Raw genomic sequence first — 17,803 nt, forward strand, 5'->3', positions numbered from 1 at the left:
ACACCTCCCCATTTAGCCGGTGGTATTGCCACCTGAAAATGAGATAAGTGCCTTATGTTAAATTGGTTACCGCACCCGATAAAGGGGTCGCTTTCCTTTCTGCTGTATGTCGTCAATACCTTATTTTGGTTTGTACCCATTATGTTATTGGCGATTCTGAAACTCCTGCCGATCCAACGCTGGCAAGCCTGGATGACCTATCTGCTGGATGCGATGGCGGTAGCCTGGATCAGCGTTAATAACCTGACGACCCGTATTTTTACCTCGATCAAGTGGCGGGTTGAAGGACTGGAAAAACTCTCGCGTAAAGACTGGTATTTGATTATCGCCAACCATCAATCCTGGGCCGATATTTTAATTCTGCAGAATATTTTTAACCGCAAGATCCCCTTTATTAAATTCTTCCTGAAAAAAGAACTGCTGTATGTGCCCTTTATGGGCCTGGCCTGGTGGGCGCTCGATTTCCCCTTTATGAAGCGCTATAGCAAACAATTACTACAGAAACGTCCGGAACTACAGGGCAAGGATATCGAAACGACACGTAAAGCCTGTGCCAAGTTCCGCTTTAAGCCGGTATCTGTGATGAATTTTGTCGAAGGCACCCGCTTTACCCGTGATAAGCACGATCGCCAGCAGTCGCCGTTCCGGCATCTGTTAAAACCCAAAGCTGGTGGCACCGCCTTTGTGCTGGGGGCAATGGGCGAACAATTACATAAACTGCTGGATGTGACCATTCACTATCCTGGCGGCATTCCAACATTTTGGGATTATATTTCCGGCAAGGTTCATGCTATAACAGTCAATATTAAGGTACTGCCTATTGCGAAAGAGTTAATAGGCGATTACCACGATCAGGCGTATCGTGAGCGCTTTCAGCAGTGGTTAAATCAGTTGTGGTTAGAGAAAGACCAGCAACTGGCCAGGCTAGAGACAAGCGCAGGCAAATAACGGAGTGTGTCAACGATGCTAAGCTTTTTACCCGGATTTTTACTGTTACCGATCAGCTTTAGTTTATTTGCGTTAAATCTGGCATTCTGGGGCATAGTGGTTACCCCGCTTGGCATCCTGAAACTGCTGTTACCTTTTAAAGCTGCGCACCGGCTGATTGCCGCTCTGGGCCGGCGCTGCTACCGCGGCTGGACGGCGGTGAACACCTTTTTAATTAACCTGTTTAATAATGTCGACTGGCAAATCAGTGGTCAGCAGCAGTTGGATAAAGACAGCTGGTATTTGCTGATCGCCAACCATAAGAGCTGGGTTGACATTCCGGTGGTCAGTACCTTTGCTTATCACCTGATCCCGGAGCCAAAATTCTTTTTAAAAGATGAGTTAAAGTGGGTGCCCTTCCTTGGCACCGGCTGCTGGGCGCTGGATATGCCCTATATGAAACGCTATAGCGCCGCGACTTTGGCCAAACATCCTGAACTTAAAGGCAAGGACATCGAAACTACCCGTAACAGCTGTGCTAAGTTTGTGCATACACCGACGACTATTATCAACTTTGTGGAAGGCAGCCGTTGTACACCAGAAAAACAGCGCGCGAAAAACAGCCCCTTTACCCATTTACTGCCACCCAAAGCCGGTGGTATCGCCTTTACACTGGCCAGTATGGGCGAGCAGTTTAATGCTATCCTGGACGTCACGCTGATTTACCCGGATAACAGCCAGCATATTGCCATGGATATGTTGATGGGACGGTTAAAACGGGTGGTGATCCAGGCCGAGATCCTGCCGGTTGATGCCGCAGTCATTGGTGATTATTTTAATGATCCGGTATTTCGCGATAACTTCCAGCAGTGGCTGAATCAGCGCTGGCAGCATAAAGATCAGCAAATCAGTGCCTATTATCAACAAGCGCATCAGGCCGTTGTAACCAATACGCCGCTACTTAGCCGGCACGACTAACGGGATCACCACACTAAAACAGCTGCCTTCCCCTGGTGTGCTGTGCAGGCTGATATGGCCCTTCAAAATCCCGGTAACCATATTATGTACCAGGCTCAGGCCTAGCCCTGAGCCTCCTTGCCCCAATCGGGTAGTGAAAAAGGGCTCAAAGACTTTGCTTTGAATCGCGTCAGGAATACCTTTGCCATTATCCGATACCTTCAGAAGTAATCGGCTATCTTGTAGTTCAGCGCTGAGAGTCACTGTCCCCCCCGGCGTATCGAAGGCATGCAACAACGCATTCTGAATTAAATTAATTAATACCTGCTCCAAGGGTCCCGGGTAAGTATTGAGAAGAATGGTTTGCCGCGGTAATTCGAGCTGAACCTGATGTCCGCTTTTGCGAATAGTGGGTTGCAGCATCAACATCACGTCTTGCACAATATCAGCCAGCGCTGCCTCCCGGCGCTGCAATGATGTTTGATCGACCGCAACCTGTTTAAAGCTACTAATTAAACCAGCGGCCCTTAGTAAGTTGCGCTCCATAATGTCGCTGCTGGTCGCACCCTGGCTAATAAAATTCTGTAAGTCTTTTTTGGTCAAACCGTTATTCAGTTGTTGATTTAACAACCGGATATCCGCCTTCAACTTAGAGGCTGCCATCACCGAATTGCCAACCGGTGTATTTAACTCATGCGCAATGCCCGCTACCAGATTTCCCAAAGCGGCCAGTTTTTCTGAATGAATCAGCTCTTGTTGGGTGCGAGCCAGGGTGTTGATAGTATCTGTTAATTGCCCGGTGCGCTCCGCTACCCGTTGTTCCAATAACTCATTGCTTTGTAGTAATTGGCGTTGTAACTGATAGTGACTGGTCACGTCCTCATACACCATAATCAGTAATGGCTGCGTTTCAGCACTAAGCAGTGCCGCCGAAACTTCGGCTAGAAATTCACTCCCATCCTGCCGCACCAGCCAACTTAAAAAGGCATTTACTTCGCCTTCCTGCTGTAATTGCGTCATTAAGCGCTGCTGATCGGCGGCCGAGCTCCAGATTTTCTCATGTGCTGCAAGTGCCACGGCTTGTTCGGCACTCTGAAAGCCGAATTGCTGCAACCAGGCCTGATTCACCTTACTTAAGGTAAAACCTTTAACGGCTGGATAAGCTACAGTAATAGGTGTCGGTGCCGCCAATAGGATCGAAGCCAGTTCCGCCTGACTTTGACTTAGCAGGCTTTCCCGCCGGTGCAAATAGCGCAGCGCAATCACCAACGTAATCAGGATCAGCAGGCCAAAGCTAAGGATCAGAAACACCATATTGCGGACACTTAACCGGGTTAATTGCTGCTGTACCTGATTAAATTCTTGCATCAATAGCTGTTGTGGGATCAGCAATAACATTTGCCATTGCTGATTTAAAATAGGCAATTGCAGGCGCTCTACCCGAAAACTCTGCTCCCCTTGCAGAAACAAGCTGCTGCCGGTGTCGCCAGCCAACTCTGCGATATCTGGCGCTATTTGCGTTAGGTATTCTCCACTACGTCCGGGGTAATCATTACTAGCCAGCAAACGTTGGCTGCCAGATAGCAGATAATAGCGAACATTACCGCCATATAGTGGCCGGATTAAATCATTAATAGTAGCAACAAAATCTGGCATCTCCAGATCGACGCCTGCCACACCAAGAAAGCGTTCACCCGCTTTTACCGGTAAGGTGAGTGACATCAGTTGTATCTTTACATCCGGCTCCAACTCCCACCAGAAAGGCTCGGTGATACAGCTCTTGCCGGTATCGCGTGGGCAGAGAAACCAGGCCGATTCAGCCTGTCCATATGCATCGACGGCCGTTTGATATTTAAAACTGGCATCGCCGATTGGATAAAATTTTAAATCTTGCCGCTGTCGCACCCAGTAGATCTCTAAGGTCCCGGTATCTGAGCTATGGTCATAGTCCCCCAGATACTGTTGGTCGGCGTTATCGTAAGCGTTGGGTTCAAAATGCATATAAGCGGCATTGATCACTGGATTGGCACGTAGTGCTTCTTCCACCAACGTTTTCAGCTGATTGCGGGAAAGTTGCTCATTTTTTTCGACGGTGCGGCTGGCCATTAATGCCAGTAAGGCAGGCGTCTCAATCGCTCTTTTGATATGGCTCTGGATATTACTGCTGATGGTTTCTGCATTCAGAAACAATTGAAATTCTATCGAACTGAGCAACTGCTCTTTGGCATCCTGATGGCTTTGCTCGGCCGCTTGCCGCAATAAAAAAACCGCAACCAATAACATACTGCCAAACGAAATCAGTAGGAAGAGCGAGGATACCAATAAGCTGCGCTTCAGCTGTCTGGCCATTATTTTGCCCTAGGTCGGTGACAGACGTTGCTGTAGTGCCGGAAATTGTAATAATGCACTCAATGGCATAGGCTTGGCCAGCAAGTAACCTTGCCCTTCGTCGCAACCCATGGCTTTTAATTCGTTGAGCTGGCTCTGATACTCAATACCCTCGGCCAAGACCCGCATTTTCAGCCGCTGCCCAAGAGCCAGGATAGTTTGCACAATCCGTAAACCAGACTCCGACTCAGTCAGCTTATTGGTAAAGCTTCTGTCAATTTTCAGACAATTCGCCTGCAGTTGTTCCAGATAGGCCAGAGACGAAAAGCCGGTACCAAAATCATCTATCGCTAACGTAATACCTGCCGCTCTTAAGGCGGCCAGCTTTTGTTCGGTTTCTGCCGAAAAATCCATCGCAGCCGATTCGGTTAATTCAATTTCTATTTGCTGCGCCGGTACTCCCGATTCAGCAATAGTGTGCAATACCAGATCCAGAAAATCAGGGTGCTTAAATTGTACAGATGATACATTTACTGCCAGTCTGAAGTCGGGTAGGGCCTGACAGATCGGCGCACAATCACGCAGTGCTTTTTGTAACACCAGCAGACCCAAGCGGTGGATCAATCCTGCCTGCTCTGCCAGCTCAATAAAGATCGCCGGCGAGACATGGCGCCCGGTCTCATCAACCCAGCGGGCAAGAGCTTCCACCCCCACTATCTGGCCAGTATTAAGATCAAACTGCGGTTGGTACACCACATATAGCTGGTCATGCTCCAGGCCTTTATTTAACGATGACAACAGATCCACTCTCTGCCTTAACGCCTCGATCATCGCCTCATTAAAGACCACGGTTTGACCAATCCCGGTCTGTTTAGCTTTTTTTAATGCCATATAGGCATGGGACAAGGTTTCGGAAGGACTGATATCAGCATGTGTTGTAGCAATACCCAGACAGCAGCTAACTTCTTGTTTTACACCGGCAAGCTCGATAGCTCGCTGTGACAACTGCTGCCTTAATAGTTGCTCGCTCAGGCTTACCGGCGCCTCACTTAGAAGGGCAAACTTATCAGCAGCCAGTCTGGCGACCGTGACCAGTGAAGGAACTTGCAGCAGACGCTGTGCCACCTGTTGCAGATACTGATCTGCCAGCTCATTGCCAAAGGTGTCGTTCAGAACAGAGAAATGATCCAGGTCTATCAGCTGTAATGTGTGGATCTTGCCTCCGGCGGCGGCAATTGCCATCGCATTCAGCAAACCATTGCGGTTATGCAGGCCGGTAAGATGATCATCAAAAGCCAGCCGTTCCAACTGCGCTAACTGCAAATAACTGCGCGCTGCCGCCATTAAACAGGTAAATAGCCGCTCGCGGGTCAGTTCAGTCTTGGTTTTATAGTCGTTGATATCATAGTTTACAATGGTTTCCAGCTCGGGGGCGTAACCAGGCTGGCCCGTGCGCAGGATAATCCGCACCTTGCGACGATTTAGCGTATCTCGGATCCGTTTTACCAGTTTCAGACCAGCGTCATCAGACTCCATCACCACATCAAGTAAAATAATGGCGATTTCTTCATCTTGCTGCAAAATGGCAAAGGCTTCCTGACTGTTGTAAGCGTGCAACATCTGAAGCCGGTAGCCGTCAAATTCCAGATCGCGTAACAACAACTCCGAGACGTTATGCACATCCTGGTCATCATCAACAATCAATAATTTCAACACCTGCAGTTCTGGTTTGACGATAGCAGTGTTGGCAGACTCCTCCGCAAACTGAAACAACTCGTCCTGCATGCTGACACCTGTTGATACTGCGATTGTAGATTATTTCAACATAGCATACTTTATTTAGAAAAGTGTAATTGGCACAGCGAACTTTAGCGGTTTTTGCCATCCGGCTAGTGGCTTAGTCTACGCGCCTCTAGCAGGAAGTTACGCGGAGTAATAGTATAATCGCAGAGCAGACTGAGCTGTACCTGATAGCCATGCTGCTGTAAATACATTGCCCTGTCTAACACCAGATACAGCTCTAGCGGCCGGCGAAACAGATGCCGCACCGCATCAATACGTTGCAGTTGCAGATAAGCTTCGTCAGCCCTCGCCAGCAAAGCGTTATTATCGATAACCGCCGGTAACGGCAGTTGTTGCAGCTGCGCTGCATAGGCCAGAAAAGCGCTAAAGTCACCGCTAAACCAGTGTTTAGGTAAAGATGGCAGCGGCTGATAGCTGGCATCAGCCGTCAGTTCAGTCCGTAATAACTGATACGCCAGCCGCCAGCTGACTTCGGTTTGCCGCAGCCGCGCGACCCGTTCACCGCCGGTAACCTGAGCCTGCACCGCCAGTTTCAGATCCTGTCGGCTCAGCTGCAGATTATGTTGCTGCGCCAGCGTCGATAACGGCTGATAATGTTCAGCGGCAATCAGATGGTAACAACAAGGCGCCAGCTGTAAGGCGTGCGTGCCGACGGCAACGGCATGTTTGATTAACTGCAAATGTAAATCACCACAGGCATGTAAAGCGACCAGCTGTTGCTGTGGCGACAGCACTGCCCGTCCCGCCGGCGTCAGCACATCGGCACAGACAAAGCGCTGTGGCAACTGAAATTGTGCTGCCAGTGCCTCGCCCTGCCGGCACAGTTCGGCCTGCCATTCAATACTGGTCACCTGCCGGCCCTGCGCCGCCAGTAGCCGCCCCAGATGGCCTTTGCCGGCACACCATTCCAACAGCGGCAGCTCGGATGGGGCGAGCTGCTGACAAAAATGCTGAATTTGCGAGAGTTTACGCCCGCCAATACCATTGGTGAGCCAAAATGGCCACTCGGGTAAGGCCTCTGCCGGCTCAGCCTGACTGGTCGCCGGTAGCGCAAAGAGTTCGGGGAAAAAGGTGCCAAACCGCTGTTGTTGCTGCTCTGGGTTATCTTCCAGTGCCGCCAGCTCAGTAAGCGATAAGCTCTGCAGCAGGCTATTCAGTGCAGCGTCAAAGGGTAGGGCCGAGCGCGCCATCGGCTGCAACTGCCAATAGCGCTGATAACGGTGCAGGACAGCAGCAACCTGAGTAAACAGCTTACCCAGCTCAGCATCACTGCAGCTAAAGGCACTCAACAAGCGGCCTTAGTACAACAGCGCATAGAGTTTACGCCGGTACTGGCTGGCCAGCGGGTCGCCCTTAGGCAAGGCCGCCAGGATATCTAAAAACAGCTTTTTGCTTTGTCCAAAGTTCAGGTCCTGCTGCAGAATCTGCAGCAGCAACGCCAATGCCTCTTCTGAGCGCAATACGGCCTGGTACTGCACAGCTAATTGCTCTTTTAAACTGTTATCTGCCGGTGCTGCTGCCAGCCGGGCTTCCAGCGCCTGGATCTCCGGTGTATTGCTGGCCTGCTGCGCCAACTCCAGCTTGGCCAGTACGGTTTTATATAAGGCGTCCTGATCAGCCAGCCGCACTTCAGCCAGCAGCTTTTCAGCCTGGGTTAACTGGCCAAGGCCAATAGCGGTATCGGCTAACCAGAGTTTAATTTCTATCCGCTCTGGCGCCAGCGTCAGCGCTTCGGCCAGCAGCGGATAAGCTTCAGCGAGTTGCTGCTGTGCCAAATATTGCTGGGCCTTGGCAATCAACTCATCTTCCGGTTTTGGCAGATAAGCCGCCAGCCGGGTCAGAATTTGCTGCTCGGTCTCAGCACCGGCAAAACCATCGACCGGCCGGCCATCTTTAATCAGCATGACGGTAGGCAGTGATTGCACACCAAACTGCATCGCCAAGTCCTGCTCCTGATCGCAATTTACTTTGGCCAGACACAATTGCTGTGGGTACTGGCGGACAATTTTTTCCAATACCGGACTTAACTGCTGACAAAGCGCACTGCGCGCCGACCAGAACTGGAAGATCACCAGTTGCTGTAACGAACGGTCTAGCACTTCGCGGGCATTGATCAGGCTGACGTCAACAATAGGGTTTTGCATACTTCACTTCCTTAGCTTTAACTCCCTGTACTATGGTGGCGACGTGCCGCTTTTCAAAGCAGTAAAGAAGTCTAAAAGCATGAAAAAGGCATCGACTTTCCGCGGCCATTACCGTAAATTAATCAGGCGCACTATAAAAGCCTCAGAGCTAACCACTAAAGCGCCGGTAAGGTTCGCCAATACCGTTCAGCCAACCACGTAGCACAAGGTAGCATTTAGGCTGCCAACAGCGTCCTGTACCCAAAAAACAGGCGCTTTGACCTCAGTAAAATGATGAGACCTGACTATGACAAGCCAATCCAAACATGCCGAGATGTTATCGGGTGCAGCAATGGTGATCCGTGCGCTGGCCGATGAAGGGGTAGAATACGTCTATGGCTATCCCGGTGGCGCTGTATTGCATATCTACGATGCGTTATTTCAGCAAAATAAAGTAAAACACGTGCTGGTGCGCCACGAACAGGCCGCGACCCATATGGCCGATGCCTATGCCCGCGCCACCGGTAAGGCCGGCGTGGTACTGGTCACCTCCGGCCCGGGTGCCACTAATGCGGTGACCGGTATCGCCACCGCCTATATGGATTCAATCCCGATGGTGGTGCTGACCGGCCAGGTGATGAGCCATCTGATTGGTGAAGATGCGTTCCAGGAAACCGATATGCTGGGCATTTCCCGCCCTATTGTGAAACACAATATGTCGGTGCGCCGCCCCGAGGATATTCCGTACCTGATTAAGAAGGCGTTTTACATTGCGCAAAGCGGCCGGCCGGGCCCGGTGGTGCTGGATATCCCGAAAGATATGACGATTCCGAGCAATAAGTTTCCGTATCATTATCCGGACGAAATTAAGCTGCGCTCTTATCAGCCAAAACTAAAAGGCCATAGCGGCCAGATTAAAAAAGCGGTTAGCGCGCTGTTGGCAGCGAAAAAGCCGGTGCTGTACTCGGGCGGCGGCGTGATTATGGGTGGCGCTGCCGCCGAGCTGACTGAACTGGCGCAATACCTGAACCTGCCGGTGACCAATACCCTAATGGGGCTGGGTGCCTATCCGGGTGAGGACAAGCAGTTTATCGGTATGCTGGGGATGCATGGCAGCTACGAGGCGAATCAGGCCATGCATCATGCTGATCTGATCCTGGCGGTCGGCGCCCGCTTTGACGATCGGGTCACTAACAACACCAAAAAATTCTGTCCGAATGCCACCATTATCCATATCGATATTGACCCGGCCAGTATCTCAAAAACCATCAATGCCCATATCCCTATTGTTGGCTTGGTACAGCCAGTGCTGGAAGAAATGCTGGCGACTGTGAAGCAGAAAAAGAAAAAGCTGGATAGCAGTGCGCTCGAGCAATGGTGGCAGCAGATTAATGACTGGCGCGCTGTACATGGTGGCCGCTATGACACTACCTCTGCGCTGTTAAAGCCCCAGCATGTGATAGAGCAGGTCAGCAAGATCACCAAAGGCGAAGCCTTTGTCTGCAGTGATGTCGGCCAGCATCAGATGTTTGCCGCACAGTACTACAAATTTAATAAACCAAACCGCTGGATCAACTCCGGCGGCCTTGGCACCATGGGTTTTGGTTTGCCGGCAGCGATGGGCGTCAAGCTGAATTTCCCGCAGGCGGATGTGGTCTGTGTCACCGGCGAGGGCTCAATTCAGATGAATATTCAGGAGCTGTCGACCTGCAAGCAATATGGTTTGGGGGTGAAGATTATCAACCTGAATAACGGCTATCTGGGCATGGTTAAGCAGTGGCAGGATATGAACTATGAGTCGCGCTACGCCAGCTCCTATATGGACTCGTTACCTGACTTTATCAAACTGGCTGAGGCCTATGGCCACGTCGGCATCCGGGTCACCAAACCGGAAGAGTTGCAACCGGCACTGCAGCGCGCCTTTGTCGAGCTCAAAGATCAGCTGGTGTTTCTGGATATCCATATCGATCCGAAAGAGCACGTTTATCCGATGCAAATTCCGGGCGGTGCGGTCAATGAGATGTTTTTAAGTAAGACAGAGAGGACTTAAGCATGCGGCATATTATTTCTGTATTACTGGAAAACGAATCCGGCGCCCTGGCACGTTTGGTCGGCCTGTTTGCCCAGCGTGGCTATAATATCGACTCGCTGACCGTGGCGCCGACAGAAGATCCGACGCTGTCGCGTTTAACGCTGGTGACCCATGGCAATGATCAGGTGATCGAGCAAATTACCAAGCAACTGCATAAACTGATTGAAGTGGTAAAACTGACGGATTTGAGCGAGGCTGCCCATATCGAGCGCGAGCTGATGCTGGTCAAGGTGAAAGCCGTCGGCGAGCAACGGGATGAAGTAAAACGCAGTGCCGATATCTTCCGCGGCCAGATCGTCGATGTCTCTGCCACTACTTACACCGTGCAACTGGTGGGCACCAGCGACAAACTGGATGCCTTTATTCAGGCGTTAAGCGGTACCCAGATCCTGGAAGTGGTGCGCAGCGGCGTCTCTGGCATCTCCCGCGGCGAAAAGACGCTGGCATTATAAAACAGAGAGGAGCAGTTACAGAATATAACTGCTTTACCCGCTCGGTACTGTTATGGCAAGAAGCTACAGGGCCAACTGGTTTTACTGGTAGTAAGTTATCGGCATCAACTGCAGTATCGCTGGCATGTGCGGCAGAATTTGCTGCACTGCCAGCTGCAGCTGGCGCTGTTGCTCGGCACTGCACGCCTGCTTGCGGCAATACAACCAAACCTGTTGCCGGACCTGTAGCTGAGGCTCTGCCATCATCTGCGATGCAACGCCATGACGTTGCAGTAAAAACGTCAAGGCATCAGCCGGCGCTAAAATGGCATCCAACCGCCCCAAAGCCAACATCTCTACCCCTTGTTCATAGTCTGATAACTCGACATAACGATAGGCGGGTAACAAACGATAGACATCTTGATCAAGGCCTCGCAACACACCCAAACGGATATCCTGTGGTGCCAGACGGGACGCGGAATGGTGCAGCCGTAACACCAAATCAACATCGTACAAAGCCAGCAGCGGATCAGCGTGCGCCAACACCGCCTGATTTTGCAGTACTATCATTAAATCGGTCTGCTGTTGCTGTAAGATCCGCAAAGCACGGGCGTAAGGCGCCAGGCTGACGCTGATCTCCAGCCCACTGTAATGCGCCAGTTTGGCGGCGATTTTATTATTTATACAACGCGGCGTCGTTGCCAGATCCTGACAGTTATATGGCGGCAATTCACCCAGCACCAGCTGCAAAGAGGATTGAGCTGGTTCTGTTGCTGCCCAACTTGCAGCAGCTATCAACAAAGCCAGCACCACACCCAATATCCAGCGTACTGCTTGTACTAACATCGCCGCTTCCCCTCTCTGTCTTTACGTCAGTATAACCAACACAACCAGAACTGCGGCAACCTGAGTAAAAATATCCGGCGTTAAACCTTAGCTTGATCTGGCTTATTCTGGATCGCCTTGGTTTGAAAGCGTCCATAGACCAACTGAAATAGCGGCGCGGCCATCAGCGTAGTGACAATCGCCATTACCACCAGCATCGAGAACAGCCCTTGCTCTATCACGCCATAGCTCAGTGCAATATTGATAATAATCAGCTCCATCAGGCCCCGGGCATTCATCAGTGCGCCGATCGCCAGTGCCGTTGGATTATCGGCGCCTTTTAGCCGGGCTGCCGCCCAGCAGGCAACAAATTTGGCCAGAATGGAACACGCCAATACAACCAATGTCACCAACCACAGGCCACCAGCGCCCAGCACATCCAGCCGGGTATTTAGCCCGGAATAGGTAAAAAACATCGGTAACAGCAGCAGTAACACCGGCTTCTCCAGCCGTCGTTGCAGCACGCTCACCAGGGTACCGCGTGGCATCGCCACACCCAGCAAAAAGCCACCAAAGACCGCATGTAAGCCAACAAAATCCATACTCCAGGCCGACAATGCGAACAACAGCAGGATCAGCACAAATTGCCAGGCCGCCAATTGCTCCGTTAGCGCCACCCGATCCGCCAGCGGTTGCAACCAGAGCCGCATTTTGGTCAGCATTAACCAAGCATAGAGGCTACCACCCAGCAGCGCTTTAATCAGCAGCTCACTACCGCCACCGAAACTGGCCAATACCAGCGCCAGGACCAGCCAGGCTGCCGCATCGTCGATAGCGCCGGCCGCCAGCGCCAGAGTACCCAGTTTAGTGCCGGCGAGGCCCCGCTCATAAATAATCCGTGCCAGCATCGGAAAGGCCGTAATGGCAATAGCAGCACCAAGAAAAAGAGCCGCATTGGCATAGCTGATGCCGGGCGCAAACAAACCAGGCATAGGTAATAACCAGAGCGCTAACAAAGCCGCGACGGCAAAGGGCACTAACATGCCCGCCAGCGACACGGTTAACGCACTCTGTGCCTGCTGCCGGAACAGTCGGGTATTAAACTCCAGACCGACCAAAAACATATAGAGCCCAACGCCAAGTTGGGCGCCGAAATACAGCCAGCTGCGGGTTTCCGGAATAAAGATCGCCTGTTGTAACTCCGGCAACCACCAACCCAATAAGGACGGGCCCAGAGTCACGCCGGCAATCATCTCGCCAACAACTTTCGGCTGGCCTACATATCTGGCCAGCCGACCGAACAGCTGCGCCGCCAACAGAATCAACATCAGCTGTATTAAAAACAAGCCAACTAATTGCCACCAGGCCATAGTTACTCCATTAGGAATTAAGCACACCTGAATACCAGGCCAGATAAAGTACGGCAAAGCCAAACAAATAGGCTAATCCCAACCAGCTAAGCACCTGTAGCCAGGGTGCCAGTGGCCGTGCTGTGTTACCGCGCAGTAAACTAAAGTTCAGCCAGGCAAAGATTGGCGTTGTTAAAAACGCCAACGTCATGGCAAAGGTCAACATCGGCGATAACGCCGAGCGGAAAAACAGGATCAGGGCCATTCCTGCCAGGGCCTGCAGCAGCAAACAGACCGACAGCACCCGCCGGTTATCAGCTCGATACCAGCCCAGCAGTCGTCCTGACTCATGCAAGGTGCGGGCATACCCATCTAATACGGTCAGGGTGGTGCCGAACATACAGAGAAAAGCGATCAGTGAAACCAGCGGCTTGGCCCAGGCGCCGATGGTTTGACCATACATTTCAACCAATTGCTGGGCAAAGGCCGCGCCGGCCAGCGCTATCGGCTGGTCACTGCCATATTGCACCAGGGCACCCAAAGCCACAAATACCAGCGCCAGAGCGGCTGTTAACCAATAACCCAGATTAAAATCAAACAGGCCCTGCGCCCGGGTCAGGGGCTGTTGTCGTAGTTTGGCTTTCAGCCACAGCGAACTGATCGCCGAAATCTCAATCGGCGCCGGCATCCAGCCCATCAGCGCCACTAAAAACCCCAGCATTGCCAGTTGCCAGGGTGAGGGCCCCTGAAAATCGGCTGGCGCCGCCGCGCCTTTGCTAACGGCAATAGCGGCGGCCAGCAGCGTGGTCAGCGTTAACAGCAGCATAATCAGCTTGGCCACCTGATCCAGTGCCCGGTAATGTCCGAGCAGCAGAATCGCCAGGCAACTGGCCAGAATCAGCCAACACAATAGTGTTAACGATAAGTGCCAGGGTAAGGCATATTGCAGTAGGGCTGCCGTCAGGATCAGTACCCCGGCAGTGTTTACCACCGCGGCCAGCATATTAAGCAACACAAAGCTGTAAAAGTAACCACGGCCTTTGCGCAAATAGCCTTCGACCAAACTTTCGTTTTGCTCCAGCGTATACTGTACCCCAAAGCGGAAAAACGGATACTTCAGCAGGTTTACCAGCAGGATCAGCCACAGCAGTTGCCAGCCAAAGAGCGCGCCCGCCTGGGTTGATGCCACCAAATGCGAGCCACCAATAGCGGCGGTAGCCATAAGAATACCAGGCCCCAGGCTTTGCAGCCGGTAACGCCAGTGTGAAACAACTTGCTGCATAATACGGATTTTTGATTGTTATTTAGTGAGGGCTAGCTTAGCCTAAGCAACACACCAAAGCAGTAGCCCGGCTTGGGCTTTTATCACTATTTTTTGTTTTCAGCTAAGGCTAACCTAATGCAAGACGACGACTTTATTGACCAGAGTACCCTGTTTGAAGTGCTGGAAAACCAGCTCGCCGACAATTACCCCAAAGAAGTGACGGCAACCCTAATGCGGCTGCGGATGACCGGCCATAGCCGTGAAGAAGCGCTGGAACTGATGGCCTGCGCTCTGGCACCGGAAATGTATGCGGTAATTGAACGTCAGGAAAGCTTTAATCTGGAACGTTATGTGGCGCATTTAGCCTTGTTGCCCGCCACACCCTGGCTGGAGGAAGAATAATGCAGCAGCTGAATATTCAGCATGACAGTGCCGGCCAGCGCTTTATTCTGAGCGAGGGTAACGCCAGCGCCTTACTCGACTATCAGCTAAACGGCCAACACATCGATTTTTGCCATACCTATGTGCCACCGGAGTTTCGCGGCAAAGGCCTGGCCGAAAAGCTGGTGCGCCATGCCCTGAGCTGGGCACAAAGCAGTGGGCTGCAAATTCACGCCAGTTGCTCTTACGTGCAGCGTTTTTTATAAGTTGCAGGCATAAAAAAACGCCGGACTGAAGCCGGCGCTTTTACTCAGTGTGATGACTATTACAGCTTCATTTCGATAATCGGCAGCTGCAGTTTTTCCAGCTCAGGCTTCAGCTTATCTGCTTCACCCACTACCACTATCACCATCTCAGACGGCGACAGATACTGGCTGGCTAACGCATTTAACTGCTCGAGTGATGCCTGCTGCAGAATTTGATTGCGCTCGCGGGTAAACTCCGGACCGACATTAAACTCCAGCAGCTGCGCCATAAAACCCAGCTTGGCATTTGGCGTTTCATAGCGTAGCGCTTCTGACTGATTGACCGCACTGCGCATAAAGCTCAACTCTGCTGCCGTCATACCATTTTGCTGGTAGTTGTTCAGCTCCTTTAAGAACTCTTCGATTGACTCGCGCGTCACGTCAGCGCGAACTGCGGCACTGGCAGTAAACAGACCCACTAGCTGATCACCACCAAAACCACTGCGCGCACCATAGGTATAGCCTTTATCTTCGCGTAAGTTCAGGTTGATCCGGCTATTAAAGTTACCACCCAGCGTAAAGTTCATCAGGCCGGCGCGATAGAAGTCACCGGTCAGATCGCGCGGCATAGCGCGGCGCACGATACGGATTTCTGACTGTGGCGACTGATCTTTATGCACCAGATAGATCGCACCTTGTTGGATCTGTGGTGCCGGTAAATCCAGCTGCTGCTGTGGCGCCTTACCTTGCCACTGCGGTGCCATGCCAGCCAGCAGCGGTTCTAATTGCTGCTGTGATAAATCCGATACGGTCACCAGCTGGGCACCTTCAGGTTTAACATAGGCCTGATAGAACGCCCGCACCTGCTCCAGCGTCATTGCCTGCAAGCTCTGCTCAGTACCAATACCGGGTTGGCCGGCAATGCTGTCACCAAACATCAGGGTTCTTACTGCTTGATCCGCTAGAAAGCCGGCATTTTTTTGTGCCTGCGCCAGCGACTGTAAACGCTGCTGCTTCAAGCGGTTAAAATCTTCCTCTTTAAAAGCCGGGCGTAACAGCTTCTCCTGCACTAATTCCAGCGTTTTCGGCAAATTACGGCTCAGGCTGCTGACAAAGACATTTAACTCATTATCTGAAGCACTGACTGAAACCGAACTACCCAGCAGTTCCAGCGCCATACTCATTTGTTCGGTGCTGAAGTTCTCAGTGCTCTCATTCAGCAGTGATGCCATCATCGCGGCCACGCCTGTTTGCTCAACCGAGTTACGGTAGCTTCCGGCCGGAATACGCAATAAAATAGAGGTAGTCGGCGTTTCATCACTGCTGGCACCCAATACCTGAATACCGTTACTTAACTTAGTCGTCCAGGTAGCTGGCAGCAGGATGGCAGGGTTGGCACCAGCCTGTGGTACAGCTTTGCGATCAAAAGTTTGCGCGGCGTAACGCATCGGCAATGGTTCTGAAGCTTGACTATCCGCCGGATCAAATTTCTGGGCCGTAAAATTATCCGCGGCAGCAATCAGGGCAGTTTTACCACGCGGTACCACACTGCTGATCACGGCCGGGCTATTTTGCACATATTGCCGGTAAACCCGCATCACGTCGTCAGCGGTTACCGCCTGATAACTTGCCAACACAGCGGCAATACGGTCCGGCTCACCAAAGAAAATTTCGTTATAGGCCAACTGACTGACCTTACCCGCCACGCTCTGCAAACCAAAGATGCTGCGCGCTTCAACCCGCGCCTTAGCCCGTGCCAGGTCTTCCGGCTTAACGCCGCGCTCTGCCACTTGCTGTAAATTTTGCCGCAATAATTGCTCGATATCGGCCAGATTTTTGCCGGCTGCCGGGTGCGGCAGGGCGTTTAAACTAAAGGTACAGGCTAACTCCATACAACGATGGCCGGCGGAGGCATTTACCGCGATCTGTGGCCGCACCAGGCTTTGGTACAACATAGAATTGTTACCGTTGCCCAGAATATCCGCCAGGATATCGAGCGGCGCTTCATCCGGGTGACCAGCATAGACAGTAGGGAAGGTCATGCTAAGCAGCGGCAGGTGGACGTTATCCTCCATCGACACATAGCGATCTGCATCCAGTTTCGCTGGGGCTTTAGCCATTTTCTCTACCGCCGGACCGGCTGGGATGGTGCCGAAATATTTCTGCACCATGGGCAGGATTTCTTCAGCTTTAACTGCGCCGCCGATAGTCAGGGTCGCATTATTAGGGCCATACCAGCGCAGGAAAAACTGTTTTAAATCTGGCATAGTGGCGCGGTTTAAATCATCCATATGACCAATCACCGGCCAGGAATACGGATGCCCATACGGGTATAGTGCACCTAATAGCTGCTCAAAATAGCGGCCATAAGGCTGGTTATCAACGCGCTGACCACGTTCATTCTTCACCGTCGAAAGCTGAATATCAAACTTTTCCTGGGTGACCGAATCAAGGAAGTACCCCATCCGATCCGACTCTAACCACAACATTTTTTCCAACTGATTGACCGGCACGGTCTGGAAATAGTTAGTGCGATCGCTGTTGGTAGTGCCATTCAGGGTACCACCGGCTTCGGTCACGTACTTAAAGTGCATCTCAGCGCCCACGTTGTCCGAGCCCTGAAACATCATATGTTCAAAGAAATGCGCAAAACCGGATTTGCCCAACTCTTCGCGCGCTGAGCCAACGTGATAGGTCACGTCGACATGCACCAGCGGATCAGAATGATCTTCGTGGATAATTACCGTTAAGCCATTTTCTAACTGATATTTTTTATACGGCAGACTAATGCGGTCATCCTGTTGCGGATTTACCGCAACTAACTTTACCCCTGCAGGTAAGGTTGTTGCTTGTTGGCTGCTGCAACCAGCTACGCCGAGCGCTACTAGCAGGGCGAGCGAGAGGGCGGAATATTTCAAAATAAGCTCCTGAACATAAATAGATGCTCAAGAATTAAAGCAGCTGTAGTTATTAATGAAAACCTTACAGATGTAACAAAATATATCAGTGACAGCGCATGCGACCAAAGCCGCATAGCGCTAAGCCCTTGTCTGGCCTAGTCTTAATCACTTAGTTTTG

The 17,803-nt window shown here is 51.7% G+C and carries 14 protein-coding genes; 6 read left to right on the plus strand and 8 right to left on the minus strand.

Annotated elements, in window-relative coordinates; genetic code table 11:
- Positions 1-54: 54 nt before the first annotated feature.
- Both H1D31_RS15815 and H1D31_RS15820 read left to right on the plus strand, forming a co-directional pair.
- A complete protein-coding gene (locus H1D31_RS15815; RefSeq protein ID WP_008606428.1) occupies positions 55-948 on the plus strand; it encodes an acyltransferase in 894 nt (297 codons plus the stop codon).
- 15 nt (positions 949-963) lie between these two features.
- Complete coding sequence (locus tag H1D31_RS15820; protein ID WP_261259819.1) at positions 964-1,905, plus strand: acyltransferase; 942 nt, start codon at positions 964-966, stop codon at positions 1,903-1,905.
- Here the strand turns inward: H1D31_RS15820 and H1D31_RS15825 are convergent.
- The 4 genes from H1D31_RS15825 to H1D31_RS15840 form a co-directional block, all read right to left on the minus strand.
- Complete coding sequence (locus H1D31_RS15825) at positions 1,885-4,233, minus strand: ATP-binding protein (protein WP_261259820.1); 2,349 nt, start codon at positions 4,231-4,233, stop codon at positions 1,885-1,887. The genes H1D31_RS15820 and H1D31_RS15825 overlap by 21 nt on opposite strands.
- Before the next feature lie 9 nt (positions 4,234-4,242).
- On the minus strand, positions 4,243-5,997 hold the full coding sequence (locus tag H1D31_RS15830; protein ID WP_261259821.1) for a putative bifunctional diguanylate cyclase/phosphodiesterase: 1,755 nt from the start codon (positions 5,995-5,997) through the stop codon (positions 4,243-4,245).
- Positions 5,998-6,101: 104 nt separating this feature from the next.
- Positions 6,102-7,304 carry a class I SAM-dependent methyltransferase gene (locus tag H1D31_RS15835; protein WP_261259822.1) on the minus strand — a complete coding sequence of 401 codons (1,203 nt, stop codon included), beginning with the start codon at positions 7,302-7,304 and terminating at the stop codon, positions 6,102-6,104.
- Positions 7,305-7,313: 9 nt separating this feature from the next.
- The gene (locus tag H1D31_RS15840) at positions 7,314-8,159 is read right to left on the minus strand and encodes a co-chaperone YbbN (protein ID WP_261259823.1); all 846 of its coding nucleotides are present in this window, start codon (positions 8,157-8,159) and stop codon (positions 7,314-7,316) included.
- 286 nt (positions 8,160-8,445) lie between these two features.
- Between H1D31_RS15840 and H1D31_RS15845 the strand changes: the two genes are divergently transcribed.
- Complete coding sequence (locus tag H1D31_RS15845; RefSeq protein ID WP_008950521.1) at positions 8,446-10,188, plus strand: acetolactate synthase 3 large subunit; 1,743 nt, start codon at positions 8,446-8,448, stop codon at positions 10,186-10,188.
- Between the two features lie 2 nt (positions 10,189-10,190).
- Positions 10,191-10,682 carry an acetolactate synthase small subunit gene (gene ilvN / locus H1D31_RS15850; protein ID WP_008606421.1) on the plus strand — a complete coding sequence of 164 codons (492 nt, stop codon included), beginning with the start codon at positions 10,191-10,193 and terminating at the stop codon, positions 10,680-10,682.
- An 81-nt stretch (positions 10,683-10,763) separates the two neighbouring features.
- On the opposite strand, the gene H1D31_RS15855 is transcribed toward ilvN, so the two are convergent.
- The 3 genes from H1D31_RS15855 to H1D31_RS15865 all read right to left on the minus strand — a co-directional run bounded on the left by H1D31_RS15855 (position 10,764) and on the right by H1D31_RS15865 (position 14,117).
- A complete protein-coding gene (locus H1D31_RS15855; RefSeq protein WP_065956206.1) occupies positions 10,764-11,507 on the minus strand; it encodes a hypothetical protein in 744 nt (247 codons plus the stop codon).
- An 80-nt stretch (positions 11,508-11,587) separates the two neighbouring features.
- Positions 11,588-12,856 carry a cation:proton antiporter gene (locus H1D31_RS15860; protein ID WP_065956205.1) on the minus strand — a complete coding sequence of 423 codons (1,269 nt, stop codon included), beginning with the start codon at positions 12,854-12,856 and terminating at the stop codon, positions 11,588-11,590.
- Positions 12,857-12,866: 10 nt separating this feature from the next.
- Positions 12,867-14,117 carry an NRAMP family divalent metal transporter gene (locus tag H1D31_RS15865; protein ID WP_065956204.1) on the minus strand — a complete coding sequence of 417 codons (1,251 nt, stop codon included), beginning with the start codon at positions 14,115-14,117 and terminating at the stop codon, positions 12,867-12,869.
- Positions 14,118-14,234: 117 nt separating this feature from the next.
- Between H1D31_RS15865 and H1D31_RS15870 the strand changes: the two genes are divergently transcribed.
- Together H1D31_RS15870 and H1D31_RS15875 are read left to right on the plus strand one after the other, a co-directional pair.
- Positions 14,235-14,501 (plus strand): hypothetical protein, encoded by a 267-nt coding sequence (locus tag H1D31_RS15870; protein ID WP_065956219.1) that lies wholly within the window; start codon positions 14,235-14,237, stop codon positions 14,499-14,501.
- Positions 14,501-14,746: a GNAT family N-acetyltransferase gene (locus tag H1D31_RS15875; RefSeq protein ID WP_261259826.1), complete on the plus strand. Its 246-nt coding sequence runs from the start codon at positions 14,501-14,503 to the stop codon at positions 14,744-14,746. The genes H1D31_RS15870 and H1D31_RS15875 overlap by 1 nt, the downstream gene beginning before the upstream one ends.
- Before the next feature lie 59 nt (positions 14,747-14,805).
- On the opposite strand, the gene H1D31_RS15880 is transcribed toward H1D31_RS15875, so the two are convergent.
- Positions 14,806-17,643 carry a M16 family metallopeptidase gene (locus H1D31_RS15880; protein ID WP_261259828.1) on the minus strand — a complete coding sequence of 946 codons (2,838 nt, stop codon included), beginning with the start codon at positions 17,641-17,643 and terminating at the stop codon, positions 14,806-14,808.
- Positions 17,644-17,803 lie beyond the last annotated feature (160 nt).

Source organism: Alishewanella sp. BS5-314 (genome assembly GCF_025377695.1).
In the GTDB taxonomy this organism is placed as follows: Bacteria; Pseudomonadota; Gammaproteobacteria; order Enterobacterales; family Alteromonadaceae; genus Alishewanella; species Alishewanella aestuarii.

What these genes read in the sequence shown, in the direction of transcription:
- H1D31_RS15860 (WP_065956205.1), bottom strand. Translation starts at nt 12,856, where the DNA reads ATGGCCTGGTGGCAATTAGTTGGCTTGTTTTTAATACAGCTGATGTTG.
- H1D31_RS15840 (WP_261259823.1), bottom strand. Translation starts at nt 8,159, where the DNA reads ATGCAAAACCCTATTGTTGACGTCAGCCTGATCAATGCCCGCGAAGTG.
- H1D31_RS15855 (WP_065956206.1), bottom strand. Translation starts at nt 11,507, where the DNA reads ATGTTAGTACAAGCAGTACGCTGGATATTGGGTGTGGTGCTGGCTTTG.
- H1D31_RS15820 (WP_261259819.1), top strand. Translation starts at nt 964, where the DNA reads ATGCTAAGCTTTTTACCCGGATTTTTACTGTTACCGATCAGCTTTAGT.
- H1D31_RS15830 (WP_261259821.1), bottom strand. Translation starts at nt 5,997, where the DNA reads ATGCAGGACGAGTTGTTTCAGTTTGCGGAGGAGTCTGCCAACACTGCT.
- H1D31_RS15845 (WP_008950521.1), top strand. Translation starts at nt 8,446, where the DNA reads ATGACAAGCCAATCCAAACATGCCGAGATGTTATCGGGTGCAGCAATG.
- H1D31_RS15870 (WP_065956219.1), top strand. Translation starts at nt 14,235, where the DNA reads ATGCAAGACGACGACTTTATTGACCAGAGTACCCTGTTTGAAGTGCTG.
- H1D31_RS15875 (WP_261259826.1), top strand. Translation starts at nt 14,501, where the DNA reads ATGCAGCAGCTGAATATTCAGCATGACAGTGCCGGCCAGCGCTTTATT.
- ilvN (WP_008606421.1), top strand. Translation starts at nt 10,191, where the DNA reads ATGCGGCATATTATTTCTGTATTACTGGAAAACGAATCCGGCGCCCTG.
- H1D31_RS15825 (WP_261259820.1), bottom strand. Translation starts at nt 4,233, where the DNA reads ATGGCCAGACAGCTGAAGCGCAGCTTATTGGTATCCTCGCTCTTCCTA.
- H1D31_RS15815 (WP_008606428.1), top strand. Translation starts at nt 55, where the DNA reads ATGTTAAATTGGTTACCGCACCCGATAAAGGGGTCGCTTTCCTTTCTG.
- H1D31_RS15865 (WP_065956204.1), bottom strand. Translation starts at nt 14,117, where the DNA reads ATGCAGCAAGTTGTTTCACACTGGCGTTACCGGCTGCAAAGCCTGGGG.